At 59.6% G+C, this 12,283-nt stretch carries 15 protein-coding genes; 4 read left to right on the top strand and 11 right to left on the bottom strand.

Annotated elements, in window-relative coordinates; genetic code table 11:
- Positions 1 to 3: 3 nt before the first annotated feature.
- Together AC2ETI_RS25390 and AC2ETI_RS25385 are read left to right on the top strand one after the other, a co-directional pair.
- Positions 4 to 1,440, top strand: a complete 1,437-nt coding sequence (locus AC2ETI_RS25390) for an ATP-binding protein (protein WP_003941311.1) — start codon at positions 4 to 6, stop codon at positions 1,438 to 1,440.
- A 70-nt stretch (positions 1,441 to 1,510) separates the two neighbouring features.
- Positions 1,511 to 1,864: a UBP-type zinc finger domain-containing protein gene (locus AC2ETI_RS25385; RefSeq protein WP_003941317.1), complete on the top strand. Its 354-nt coding sequence runs from the start codon at positions 1,511 to 1,513 to the stop codon at positions 1,862 to 1,864.
- 1 nt (position 1,865) lies between these two features.
- On the opposite strand, the gene AC2ETI_RS25380 is transcribed toward AC2ETI_RS25385, so the two are convergent.
- From AC2ETI_RS25380 to AC2ETI_RS25365, 4 genes are all read right to left on the bottom strand, one after another.
- Positions 1,866 to 2,192 carry a hypothetical protein gene (locus tag AC2ETI_RS25380; protein WP_007726060.1) on the bottom strand — a complete coding sequence of 109 codons (327 nt, stop codon included), beginning with the start codon at positions 2,190 to 2,192 and terminating at the stop codon, positions 1,866 to 1,868.
- A gap of 41 nt (positions 2,193 to 2,233) precedes the next feature.
- Positions 2,234 to 2,728 carry a DUF3558 family protein gene (locus tag AC2ETI_RS25375; RefSeq protein ID WP_483634574.1) on the bottom strand — a complete coding sequence of 165 codons (495 nt, stop codon included), beginning with the start codon at positions 2,726 to 2,728 and terminating at the stop codon, positions 2,234 to 2,236.
- Between the two features lie 68 nt (positions 2,729 to 2,796).
- Entirely contained in the window at positions 2,797 to 3,126 is a 330-nt protein-coding gene (locus AC2ETI_RS25370) for a hypothetical protein (RefSeq protein ID WP_228117901.1), read from the bottom strand.
- Positions 3,127 to 3,152: 26 nt separating this feature from the next.
- Positions 3,153 to 3,743 carry a DUF3558 domain-containing protein gene (locus tag AC2ETI_RS25365; protein WP_483634614.1) on the bottom strand — a complete coding sequence of 197 codons (591 nt, stop codon included), beginning with the start codon at positions 3,741 to 3,743 and terminating at the stop codon, positions 3,153 to 3,155.
- 83 nt (positions 3,744 to 3,826) lie between these two features.
- Here AC2ETI_RS25365 and AC2ETI_RS25360 point away from each other — a divergent pair, with 83 nt between their 5' ends.
- On the top strand, positions 3,827 to 4,882 hold the full coding sequence (locus AC2ETI_RS25360) for a 2,3-butanediol dehydrogenase (protein WP_003941279.1): 1,056 nt from the start codon (positions 3,827 to 3,829) through the stop codon (positions 4,880 to 4,882).
- Here AC2ETI_RS25360 and AC2ETI_RS25355 read toward each other — a convergent pair.
- The 3 genes from AC2ETI_RS25355 to AC2ETI_RS25345 form a co-directional block, all read right to left on the bottom strand.
- Positions 4,872 to 5,195, bottom strand: coding sequence for a 4Fe-4S dicluster domain-containing protein (locus tag AC2ETI_RS25355; protein ID WP_007726052.1), 324 nt, complete (start codon positions 5,193 to 5,195; stop codon positions 4,872 to 4,874). The genes AC2ETI_RS25360 and AC2ETI_RS25355 overlap by 11 nt on opposite strands.
- A complete protein-coding gene (locus AC2ETI_RS25350) occupies positions 5,192 to 6,781 on the bottom strand; it encodes an FAD-dependent oxidoreductase (protein ID WP_483634573.1) in 1,590 nt (529 codons plus the stop codon). The genes AC2ETI_RS25355 and AC2ETI_RS25350 overlap by 4 nt, the downstream gene beginning before the upstream one ends.
- Before the next feature lie 124 nt (positions 6,782 to 6,905).
- A complete protein-coding gene (locus AC2ETI_RS25345) occupies positions 6,906 to 7,151 on the bottom strand; it encodes a hypothetical protein (protein WP_020908376.1) in 246 nt (81 codons plus the stop codon).
- Between the two features lie 223 nt (positions 7,152 to 7,374).
- On the opposite strand from AC2ETI_RS25345, the gene AC2ETI_RS25340 reads away from it, so the two are divergent.
- On the top strand, positions 7,375 to 7,755 hold the full coding sequence (locus AC2ETI_RS25340; RefSeq protein ID WP_003941392.1) for a helix-turn-helix domain-containing protein: 381 nt from the start codon (positions 7,375 to 7,377) through the stop codon (positions 7,753 to 7,755).
- On the opposite strand, the gene AC2ETI_RS25335 is transcribed toward AC2ETI_RS25340, so the two are convergent.
- The 4 genes from AC2ETI_RS25335 to AC2ETI_RS25320 all read right to left on the bottom strand — a co-directional run bounded on the left by AC2ETI_RS25335 (position 7,752) and on the right by AC2ETI_RS25320 (position 11,900).
- Positions 7,752 to 9,545, bottom strand: a complete 1,794-nt coding sequence (locus AC2ETI_RS25335; protein WP_483634572.1) for an AMP-dependent synthetase/ligase — start codon at positions 9,543 to 9,545, stop codon at positions 7,752 to 7,754. The genes AC2ETI_RS25340 and AC2ETI_RS25335 overlap by 4 nt on opposite strands.
- The gene (locus AC2ETI_RS25330; protein WP_007726042.1) at positions 9,542 to 9,985 is read right to left on the bottom strand and encodes a MarR family winged helix-turn-helix transcriptional regulator; all 444 of its coding nucleotides are present in this window, start codon (positions 9,983 to 9,985) and stop codon (positions 9,542 to 9,544) included. The genes AC2ETI_RS25335 and AC2ETI_RS25330 overlap by 4 nt, the downstream gene beginning before the upstream one ends.
- 103 nt (positions 9,986 to 10,088) lie before the next feature.
- The gene (locus AC2ETI_RS25325) at positions 10,089 to 10,220 is read right to left on the bottom strand and encodes a putative transporter small subunit (RefSeq protein WP_003941363.1); all 132 of its coding nucleotides are present in this window, start codon (positions 10,218 to 10,220) and stop codon (positions 10,089 to 10,091) included.
- 27 nt (positions 10,221 to 10,247) lie between these two features.
- Entirely contained in the window at positions 10,248 to 11,900 is a 1,653-nt protein-coding gene (locus tag AC2ETI_RS25320) for a sodium:solute symporter family protein (protein WP_483634613.1), read from the bottom strand.
- Positions 11,901 to 12,283: the final 383 nt, after the last annotated feature.

Below are 12,283 nucleotides of genomic sequence, written 5' to 3'. Positions count from 1 at the left end.
TCGATGTCCATTCCTGAATGCAGCCCAGACTTGCTTCGCACCCTGTTCCTGTTCGAGAAGCTCACCGACGATCAGCTCGAATCACTGTGCCAGGCAGGCCATATCACCGAGATCGATCGAGGTCAGGTCTACCTCGAAGGTGAGCCTGCCACCTGCTTCTACGTCCTCATCGAGGGCGAGGTGGTGCTGTCCAAGCTGTCGGGCGGCGAAGACATCGAGATCAACAGGACCACCCAGCGCGGCGTCTACTCGGGAGGCTGGACGGCGTATCTCGGCGATCGTGTACCGCAGGTCTACGCGGGGTCGATGCGAGTGACGACGCCTTCGACGTTTTTCGTCCTGGACGCCGACAAATTCGGCAACGCGATGCGCGAGTGGTTTCCGATGGCGGTTCATCTGCTCGAAGGTGTTTTCTTCGGCAAGAAGAACACTCAGCAGATCATCGATCAGCGAGAGCGACTCCTTGCACTCGGATCACTTTCGGCCGGGTTGACTCACGAGCTCAATAACCCTGCAGCCGCAGCGGTTCGAGCGACCGCGTCTTTGCGCGAGCGTGTCGCAGGTATGCGTCACAAACTGGGAATGGTTGCATCGGGCACCTACGACCGCGATGCCCTCGTGACGCTCATGCGGCTTCAAGAGGAAGTTGCAGAGGTTGTCGCCAAGGCGCCGACGCTCACTCCCCTCGAAGCCTCGGATCGAGAGGATTCGTTGGGTGAATGGTTCGAGGATCATTCGATTCGAGAGGGTTGGGATCTGGCTCCGACCTTCGTGCAGGCTGGTCTCGACACCGCTTGGCTCGAGAATGTTGCTGCAGCCGTTGACGAGTCCGTACTCGAAGGCGCAATTCGCTGGCTGAATTACACCATCGAATCCGAACTCCTGATGAACGAGATCGCCGACTCCACAACGAGGATTTCGACTCTCGTCGGTGCGGCTAAACAGTATTCTCAGATGGACCGCGCGCCCTTCCAGACCATCGATGTCCACGAACTACTTGACAGCACGTTGATCATGTTGGGGCAAAAGATCGGAAGCGGAATCGAAGTGGTCAAGGAATACGACCTCGCGCTGCCACCGATCGACGCCTACGCCGCCGAACTCAATCAGGTGTGGACAAACCTGATCGACAATGCGGTGTCTGCCATGGACGGATCGGGAACACTCACCGTTCGGACAAGCCGCGACGGTGACCGCGTGTGCATCGAGATCTGCGACACCGGCGCCGGGATTCCCGATGACGTCATCGACAGGATCTTCGAACCCTTCTTCACGACTAAGCCTGTCGGTGAGGGAACCGGTCTCGGCCTTGATATTTCGTGGCGAATTGTGGTCGGCAAGCATCGTGGTGAGCTGCGGGTCACGTCTGAGCCCGGTAACACCCGGTTCAGAGTTTTGTTGCCAATCGCGGGCCCACCGCGGGATACGCGCGACGACTAGTCGCCCTTGCACGGCCGGTAGGCAAAGCGCACGATGAAATGACCGACTTCAGTCAGCGAGAGGGTGGACCATGACCGACGGACTTCCAGCGGGGATCGATCCGAGTGTGCCGCCCAGTGGCGCGGGATGCGTCGAATGCGATGCGAGCGGCGGTTGGTGGGTGCACCTGCGTCGATGCGCGCAATGCGGTCACGTGGGGTGTTGCGACTCCTCACCGTCACAGCACGCGAGCAAGCATGCGGCCTCGACAAAGCATCCGTTCATGCAGAGCTACGAACCCGGTGAGGATTGGTTCTGGAGCTTCGAAACCAACGAGGCGTACGACGGACCTGAATTGGCGGCGCCCACTTCACATCCCGTAGATCAGCCGACGCCGGGACCTAAGGGTCGTGTCCCAGCCGATTGGCAGCAACACATCCACTGACTCAGTTCGGTTGGTCGATCGACCTCAAAGTCGAGACGTTCGACGACTCCTGATCCAATGCGTTGTCGATGCAGGCTTGAAACTGAGCCTGCATTGCCTCCACGACCGCGATATGACTCGCCAACACATCGACGAGCGCATCCGGGCCGCCAACCGCCTTTTCCTCGAACTTAACCTGCAGTGCCCGGGCGGATCCGAGAGTGCCGAAGCCTCCCACTTGCCCGAGATAGTTCGCATCGTCCGACAGTGACCTGAACAGCGAAATTAGATCATCACACGCCTTCGCCAGATCCTCTGCGACCCTCTTCTCCAGATACAAACCGGACATCACATACTCCAATTCACTACGAGTCGAATCTCTTCCGAGCGTTATTCGGGAAGCAGCGGTAACACGGTCAGACCGACCCGCTCAACCAGTTCACACGAAGTTTCGGGGCGCTGGTCACCGACTTTCGCACCCACTCGAATCATCGCCGTGGACTGAGCAGTCGCGAAGGCGATATTGCACGCGGTGTCCGCCTTGTCATTGTGTTCCTGGAACATCAGGACCTCTCGGCCGGCAAGTTGAATTCGATGTAGATCGCGCATCACCGGATTTGCTTCGACGTCCGCAAGCGAGTGTGTTGTGGAAGTCAGACGGAGGAAGAACCAAGATCCTTCCCACTTGCATATATTGAACCCATCGATATGGGTGTTGACTATGTCAACCTCTTTTGTTGCCGGGTCAACTCCGACTCTCTCCAATTCCTCATTGCTGAGAACCTCACACGGATCAAACATCCCAATCACATCGACAGGGAAAGCCTCGCCCTCGACCGTCGAGGAACAACCCCCAACCAACAGCGTGGCCGCGACCAAGACCACTGCACCCCTCACTCCCACAGCACTCCCCCTCATTCGCTGCCCGGACACTCCAGCGACACTTCGCTGCCTCAATTTGGCAGGTCGACCGACCTCAAAGTCGACACGTTCGACGACTCCTGATCCAATGCGTTGTCGATGCAGGCTTGAAACTGAGCCTGCATCGCCTCCACGACCGCGATATGACTCGCCAACACATCGACCAGCGCATCGGGACCACCGACAGCCTTCTGCGCGAACTTGTCCCGCAACGCCTGCGCCGAACCCAGAGTCCCGAAGCCGTCAACTGTTCCCAATCGCTGAGCGGGAACGGAGAGGTTGCGCAACTCAGCAAGCCAGTCGCCGCAATAATCGCGCAGTAGTTCCGCAGTTTTCGGATCGAGTGAAAACATCTCAACCATTGCCGCCATCCCTCTCAACGCAAGTATCACTTTGGTAAGTACGCCAGCAGGGCGATCGCCTGGCGGGTCGCCAATGCACAGACTTCCTCCTGGTGTCGCTCGCCCAGAAATGCGTCCACTCTTACGAACACCGCACCCTGAACAACTGGAATCGCGACCATGCACAGATTTTTTTGGACGTCGGTGACCTCGCGAAAGGTGACAGCGCCGGGAGCAACCATTGGAGCATCACGGATGTCAGTGTCCTTGGGATTTCGACGAACGTCGTCAAGCGTGTGAAATGTCGACCAAACGCCCAGCGCGTACCAGTCGGATTCCCAGCTACAGATTTCGAACTCCGCTTGACGTACGCCGAGCACTCCATTGTCCTCCGTCCCGACGTCAACGCCAAGACTCGAGACAACTTCGTCCGGAATTGCCGAGCATGGGTCGAAGAGTCCATCAGCTCCATCTGGGCGAACCGCATGCCCCTCGACCGTCGAGGAACAACCCCCAACCAACAGCGTGGCCGCGACCAAGACCACTGCACCCCTCACTCCCACAGCACTCCCCCTCGTTCGCGGCCCGCTCACAGTATTGGACGCTCCCCAGCGCCGATCGGTTCCACCCCATTGCATTCCGTTGCAACCCTTCACCCACGCCGATAATCGGCCTAGCGTCGATCTACCAGGGGATTCACAACGAAGTGAGGTGCGGATCAATGAAGGCAGCACGGTTCCACGGGCAGAAAGACATCCGGATCGAAGAGATCCCTGAGCCCGAATTGCGGCCAGGAACAGTCAAGCTGAAGGTCGCATGGTGCGGAATCTGCGGCACGGATCTCCACGAGTACCTCGAGGGACCGATCTTCATCTCCGCACCCGGACACCCACATCCACTCTCACACGAGAATGCGCCGGTCACGATGGGCCACGAGTTCTCCGGCACCGTCGAAGAGGTCGGCGAAGGTGTCACGGACGTCGAGGTCGGTGAAAATGTTGTCGTCGAGCCGTACTTCGTCTGCAACGAGTGCGCCCCGTGCAAGGCGGGCAACTACCACCTGTGTACGAAGATGGGGTTCATCGGCTTGGCTGGCGGAGGTGGCGGGCTCAGCGAGAAGGTAGTCGTCGACCGTCGCTGGATCCACAAGATCGGCAACATCCCGCTCGACGAGGCAGCTCTCATCGAACCGTTGAGCGTCGCCCATCACGCGGTCGTACGCAGTGGAGCCGAAAGCGGCAACGTTGCAATTGTGGGCGGAGCCGGACCGATCGGACTCCTCGTTGCGGCAGTTCTCAAGGGTCTGGGTGTCACGACGATCGTCACCGAACTCAGCGAAGCCCGCAAGGCCAAGGCCCTCTCCAGTGGAGTCGCCGACTACGTCATCGATCCCACCACCGAAGACGTCAAAGCGCGCGTCCTCGAACTCAGCGGAGGCATCGGCGCAGACATCGGTTTCGAGTGTGCAGGCGTCAACGCGGTCCTCGACACCATGCTCGACACGGTCCGGCCCGCTGGAGTTGTTGTCAACGTGTCGATTTGGGGCAAACCCGCGACTATCGACATGCAGAAGCTGGTCCTCAAGGAAATCGATCTACGCGGAACCATCGCGTACGTACGTGACCATGAAGCGGTCATCAAGATGGTCCAGGACGGTGTCGTCGATCTGGCGCCATTCATCACCGGTCGTATTCAGCTCGAAGAATTGATCTCCGAAGGGTTCACCACTCTGATCGAGCACAACGACACCGCGGTCAAGATTCTCGTCAGGTCGTGACCGGACGGGGCACCTCGGGACCCACCGCAGTCAGGGACCCAGGTGCCCGCCCTTTGCCCCATCCGATCTTCTCTCGGTAGCGGCCGATGTGATCGTCCTCGATCACATCGGCCGTTTCCAACGGCGTGGATTGCGGATGCACATACAGCGCATCCGTCGGGCAATATGCCTCGCACATGAAGCAGGTCTGGCAATCCGATTGGCGCGCAATCACCGGGACGCCCGACGGCGTCCGATCGAAAACATCTGTAGGACACACATCTACGCACTTGTCGCAGCCGATGCAGTCAGGCGCGGACACCAGCTCGATCATGACGCCACCAGTGCAGACCCGACAGATTCAGAAGTCCGGGTCCACACCGAATCCAAACCGCCGGTGAGGACGTGATGGTGCTGCGTCACATCGAGTTCGGGATAATCGTCCCGCTTGCTCATTCCCCGAGTCTCGGTCCGCGCCAACGTCGAGTGATACATCCAGCGACCGACGGCCGTGATCGCGGCAGCCTGCCGCGCCGCCATCCGACCTGCTGGATCCGCGCCCAGATCCGCACTCACTGCACCCCACAGCGATTCGAGCTCACCGAGCGCTGCGGATACTCGATCACCGCTGCGGAGGTAGTTCTTGTCGAAGGGAATCAGCTGCGCCTGAGCAGCTTTCACCACATCGTCGGCAGCAAACCGGGTTCGTACCGGACTACGCAGTGCGACGGTTCCGGCTCCGCGTAGACCACTGGTAGCCCCGCGTCCGACCGACAGCGCATACCGCGCAGCACCGGTTCCTGCCCATGAACCAGAGGACATCGCCCACGCGGCGTTGTGACTTCCCCCGCCGGTAAACCCTCCGCAGATTCGCTCTCGGGTCGCAGCGTCCCCGGCGGCAAACAGTCCTGGAACGGATGACGCGCAATCGTCGTCGACGACGTTGATTCCCCCAGTGCCGCGCACCGTGCCTTCAGCGAGCATGCCGACCTCGAATTTGTCGGTGAAGGGATCGATTCCGCGGCGATCGAATTGCAGGAAGAAGTTGGGTTGCCCCAGCCTCATTCGACGCTGCACCTCAGCGTCGGCCCGATCGATCTGCGCGAAGACCGGCTCGTTCCGCAACGTGCTGGCGATGACGGACCTCCCCTTCGCCGAACCGGCACCTTCGAGCACGCTTCCGTCTGCGTGAAAGAATGTCGCGTACGCGTAGTAAGCCGTTTTGGTGATCGTCGATCCGGCCGCTGCGATTCCGTACGCGTTGGAGAACTCCATGCCGGAGAACTCGGCTCCGACTTCGGCTGCCATCAATGCACCGTCACCGGTATCGACGTTGGTGCCCAAAGCACCGGAGAGAAACGCACAACCTCCGCTGGCGACCACTACCGCGCCTGCCGACACTCGGTAGTCCTGGTGTTCGTGGCGTTGGTAGCCCGCAGCTCCGCGAACTCGCCCGGCGTCGTCCACCAACAACTCCAGCGCCGGCGAATGGTCGAGGATTCGCACCCCGGCTCGACGAATCCAGGTGCGCATCCGCCGCATGTACTCAGGTCCCTGCAAGCCGGTGCGTATCTGCTTGCCCGTGGTGGGGTCGACGGGGAACGGATATCTGCCCTCCACCGCGAGGAGATCCATGTTGGAGTAGGTCTGCTCGAGGACGCGGTCCATCCAATGGTGGTCGGCAAGATATCCGCCGAGCGCCTCACGACCGGCCTTTGCCCGCTCACGGGCAGTCGTATCCGGTTCGACGTACCAAACACCCGTTCCGGAGGGGGCCGTTGCGCCGCTCGTTCCGCAGTAGCCCTTGTCGACCAGGACGACGTCTGCACCGGCTTTGGCCGCGCGCAACGCTGCCCACGCGCCGGCGGGGCCACCACCGATCACCAATACATCGGTGGAGAGTTCGAGGACGTCCGTCACTGGCCAGCTCCTGTCAGAGGTCTACGCAACACTTCTGTTGCCGTAATATTCCTCGGACGAACTACCCAGCGCCACAGTCAGAATCACTGTGAACTCAACCGCTCACCGTTGCATCGACAGAGCGCTACGACGCTTCCCGCTCCTCGTCGGTGCACAACGCGGAGTACTTGGCGAAGGCTTCCTGCAAGGTCAGCGATTTGCGTCGCTCGGCGATGTCGCGGGGCTTTCCCTGTGCAACACATCGACGAGCATGCTCGATCACAGCTTCACGAATGACGCTGGAAATGTCCGCGCCCGTGAGCTCTTGGAGGGTCTCTAGGGCCCTCAGTTCCTCTACGTCGAATCTCACCGTTACCGATCGTCTAGCCACGCTCAGGATGTTACTTGCGGGTACACCAAATTTGGTGAGTTACATATGCGTCGAGTCGAATATCTTTGGGCGCCAAAACCTTCGAATTCCGATCTACGTGGGTAAATAGTTTTCCACTCACGGCACTCATGTAATGCAACGCACACGGCGCTAGCCAGCGTGCCGACGGACACTGTCGCTGTCTATGCTTGCGAAACACTGCCTTCGATCGGAGATATACCGCGTGAGCATCGACCACATCGTTTCCGCAGTCGACGGCGATGCTGCCGAGCGAATCAAAACGGCCCTGGCCGAGAGAGCCGCAACCTCGACGGACACGACCACGCTGGTGTTCGACGGCGTGAGCATCGAGATTCCGCCGTCGGTCGGCGACGCCGTCGTGCAGCTCCTGACCTACCTCGCTGCCGGGGACAGCGTCGCCCTCGGGCCAGTTGCAGAACTCCTCACCACCTCGCAGGCAGCAGAGATCCTCGGCGTTTCGGACACCTATGTACGCAAACTCGCCGACGCCGGGAAACTCCCGATCGAACTACGCGGCACCCACCGCAGGTTCCGCCTCGATGACGTGATGGCTTACCGCGAGCAGTTCCCCAAACGCGCCTAGCTCTTCGCGTACATTCCTTCGATCTCCTTCGAGAACCGATCGACGACGACATTGCGCTTGATCTTGAGCGTCGCTGTCATCTCACCGTCTTCCTCGGTCAGATCGCGATCGAGAATGACGAACTTCTTGATCGACTCTGCATGCGAGACAGCAGCATTGGCGTCGTCGACAGCCTTCTGCAGCTCCGCTCGAAGGCCCTTGTCGTCACGTAGTTCGGCGACGGTGGCACCAGAAGGCTTGCCGTTCTCCGCCTTCCACTTCTCGAACACCTCGGGGTCGACGGTCAGCAACGCCGTGATGTAGGTCTTCCCGTCGCCGACGACGACTGCTTGCGAGACGATGGAATGCGAACGGATACGGTCTTCCATCGGGCCGGGCGAGACGTTCTTGCCACCCGCTGTCACCAGAAGGTCCTTCTTGCGTCCGGTGATGGAAAGGTAACCTTCGCTGTCGAGTTCACCGAGATCACCGGTCCGCATCCAGCCGTTGACGAATGTCTCTTCGGTGGCCTTGTCGTTCTTCCAGTAGCCCTTGAAGACAACCCCGCCGTTGAGTTCGATCTCGCCGTCCTCGGCGATGCGAACCCCGTTGCCGCCCATGGGCTGTCCGACGGTTCCGATCTTCTGAGCACCTGGGACGTTGACACAGTGCGCCGCAGTAGTTTCGGTGAGACCGTAGCCCTCGTAGATCGGAACTCCCAGCCCGCGGAAGAAGTGCCCCAACTCAGGAGTGAGGGCGCCGCCGCCGGAGATCGCGAACCAGCATTCGCCGCCGAGAGCTTCACGAAGCTTCGAGTACACGAGCTTGTCTGCCACTGCGTGCTTCGCCTTCAAGATCAGCGAGGGACCACCTTTGTCGAGCGCTTCGCTGTATTCCTTTGCAGTGGTTTCTGCGAAAGCGAAGATCGCGCCCGGAATCTTTCCACCGGACTCCGCCTTGCGTGCTGCGCCGTCACGGACTTTTTCGAATACACGCGGAACACCGAGGATGGTGTTGGGCTTGTACCGCTCGAATTGAGTTGTAATGGTGGCAAAGTCGGACCAGTGCGCCTGCGACGCGCCAGCTTCGAACGTCGCGAGGGACACCGCGCGAGCCAGCACGTGAGCGAGCGGCAGGAAGGTCAGGACTCGGTTTCCCGGAACCGCCACCTTGCCGATCGATGCCGTGAGAATCCCGCGCACCTCGGACAGGAAGTTGCGGTGCGTGAGGATGCATCCCTTGGGACGGCCTGTCGTGCCGGAGGTGTAGACGAGTGACGCAAGATCGTCGGCCTTGATGCCCGCGAGCCGCTTCTTCAGCTCGGTGTCGTCAACGTCGGCACCCTGTGCGGTCAACTTCTCCACAGCGCCGTCGTCGATCTGCATGACGGCTTTGAGCGTGCTTGGCGCGTCCTGAAACAGCTGCTCGTGCGCGCCGGTTTCGACGATCGCGATGACGGCCTCGGAGTCTTCGAGGATCCAGCTGACCTGGCCCTGAGACGACGAATCGTAGATCGGAACGGTAGCGGCGCCGGCAGCCCAGATGGCGAAGTCGAAGAGCGTCCACTCGTATCGGGTCGCGGAGAGGAGTGCGACGCGGTCGCCTGCCTGCACGCCAGCGGCGATGAGACCGTTTGCGACGCCGGTGACCTGCTCGGCGAACTCTTTGGCTGTGACGTCTACCCAACCCTCGCCCTTGGGGCGGGAGAACACCGTCAAATCTGGTGTGCGCTCGGCGTGCGCGAAGACGGTGTGCACCACGGACTCGTTGTCGGAGATGGTGAACTGGGCTTTGGCGCTGTACTCACTCACAGGGTGTCATCTCCGTTGGTCTGCGATTCGATGCTGATTCTGAAGCGGTGGAGTGCGCGGGCGAAGTCTGCGACCTCGGACTCGGTCCAATCGTGCAGCCTGCCGGCGACTTGGTCGAGCCGACGCGCGTCGGCGGCGTCGAGGTATTTGCGGCCAGCCTCCGTGAGATGCAGCGGATTGCCCTGACGAACGGATCCCGGATCGGCATACACCCAGCCAGCCTCGATGCACCCGCGCACTTGGCGCGAGATGGTCGAACGATTGACGCCGAAGACTTCGGAGATCTCCGTGGCCTTACAGCCGTCGTTGCGGCCGATGAAGGAGAGGAAGGAATGCTGCGCGATCGACGGGTGGTCATCGGAATGCCGATCCCCCGTCATCAGCTGCCGCGTGAGGTGCACCAGCTCGTCATGAACAGCTGGTGGACCGGTGAGCGCCATTGCTCCGTCGTGTTGCACTGGGCAACTATAACGCTGCCCCCTGTGTCCGACGCAATATGATCGCCGCCACCGACAAGAAGTCCGTCGGTGGCGGCGTGAAGAGTTAGACCAGATCCTCACCGTTGCGGCGAGCAGTTGCCCAGTCCTTGAAGAATCCCTTGCTGATAACTCCCAGCACGACCAAGACCAACGCCGGCCAGATCAGAACGTAAATGGTCAGTAGAGCAGTACTCATCCGTAGCCCTTCCACTTGTCTCGAAAGTTACTTTCCGGACGCTCCCACGGCAGGAAGCTCGTCATCGTCGAAGTCTCCCGTCCGCTGCTTGATGAGTTCGAAATCGAACGTCTCACGCTGATTGACGGACATCGCAAAGCACACGACGGTACTGACGGCATAGGCCACCAAAGATCCGCTGAGCGTTGGGTAGTCGTGCAGGAAGCCGATCGCGAACGGCGCGGACAGCACGATCGCCAGGCCACCGACGATCTGCGCAACCTTCAGACCGAAGAATCCAAATGTCATGAGCCCCAGCACCACTCCGATACCGACAACGGCAACGATGTCGGAGAGAATCCCGAACATCCCATCCATCGGCACCCAACTGAATCGGACGGGCAAGAAGGCAGCAAGAGCCGCCAGCACCGACACAGTGAAGGCTTTGTTGGTGACCTTGCCCCAATAGAAGCTCGCGATAACCGGGAACACCAGCGCGCCCCACAGCGCGCCGACGAACACCAACAGATCCAGAATGCTCAATTGCAGACTTGCCAAGGAGATAGCCGCCGCCGTGGCAACAATCATCGTTACTCGGCCGATGAGCAGCATCCGTCGAGGGATCGCATTAGCCTTGCCTGCGACGGCTTGGCCGTACACGTCGGTCATCACGATGGACGAGAGTGCAGCAAGGTCCGAGTCCGCCGTCGATGACAGCGCGCCGATGATCATGACAAAGAAGACAGCCAGCAAAATTCCGGGCAGGTACGACGCGGCCATCTGCGGAATCAGGTTGTTGACGTCACCATCCATCGGCTCGATTCCGAGGTATAGAGCGAGAACACCCAGCATTCCGACACCAATGACCGTTGCGCCGTATCCGACGGTTGCGGTGATGAAGGTGGGCTTGATCAGGTCTTCGCGGACCGCGAACAGACGTTGGGCAATGGTCTGGTTGCCGATTGCGTAGGCAAGAACTGCCGCGATGTACGGCGCGCCCTGCTCGAAGAAGGCAACGCTCGAGAAGAAGTTGCCCTGCTCAGCAGTAAGGTTGCCTGCCCCGGATTCGAAGGCTGCCGGGAACCCCGCCGCAAAGAAGATGAACGGCACCAAAACCGCTACCGCACCGAGCATTCCGATCAGCTGAACGAAGTCGGTCAACACCGAAGCGCGGAAGCCCGACCACAGCGTGTACAGCAAAACGCCCAGCGCAACGATGAACACACCCTGGATGAAGTTGAACGGCGAAAGCAACGCGATCAGCAGACCACCAGCGAGGAAGTTCGACATCAAACTGATGAGACTACCGACGATATTGGAGCCCGCGAGCATCAGCTGACTCGAGCGTCCGTGCCGCGCGTACATGACCTCAGCCAGTGTGTGGGCTTTCGGCGCTACTTTGCGAATTCGCTGGCCGAACGGATAAATGAAGAGAATCATCAACGCGCCCCATAAACCGTAATGAATGGGGCCGGAGATTCCGTAGGTGTAGCCAGAAGTGGCGGATGCATACATCGACGACGCCCAAATCCAGGTGGCCGTCATACTCGCGGCCGAAACACCAAATCCTAACTTGTTTCCGGCGGTCATAAAACCGTCGGCATTTTCCTGCTTCTTACCAATACGAAGAGAAATCAGAAATGTTCCACCATAAAAAGCAACAAGCAGTGAAACAATTACCAAGGTACTGAACTGGACCATGTCGGACCCCGTCACATGCCACATCCTTCGCACATAATCGGCAGAACAAAGCACAAAACCCCTGTTCAGGATCTTTGCGCTTCGTTTCTGCACGCCCTAGGAGCGACCGCCATACCAACACCGGTCACATATTCAATTGACTAGCAACACGCACTTCGCCTTTTCGGAAACCCAACCTTCACAAAATATATCTTCTGCGCAAGCTTTTGGCTCGACCACGCAATTCAACAACTGAGAATCGACCATAGCATGATGGCAATTTCGAACAAAAACTCCAATATTTTCCCACCCGAAAATATTCATGATTCCGCAGCAGAAAAATCGTGCGCTTCCAGCGCATATAACAACTCCGCATCGATTGAAATCGATGCTCGATTCGAGCG

Source organism: Rhodococcus sp. MurmanLake-1 (genome assembly GCF_056945715.1).
Note: the sequence above shows the minus strand (reverse complement) of the source record. Positions and strands in the feature narration are given on the sequence as shown.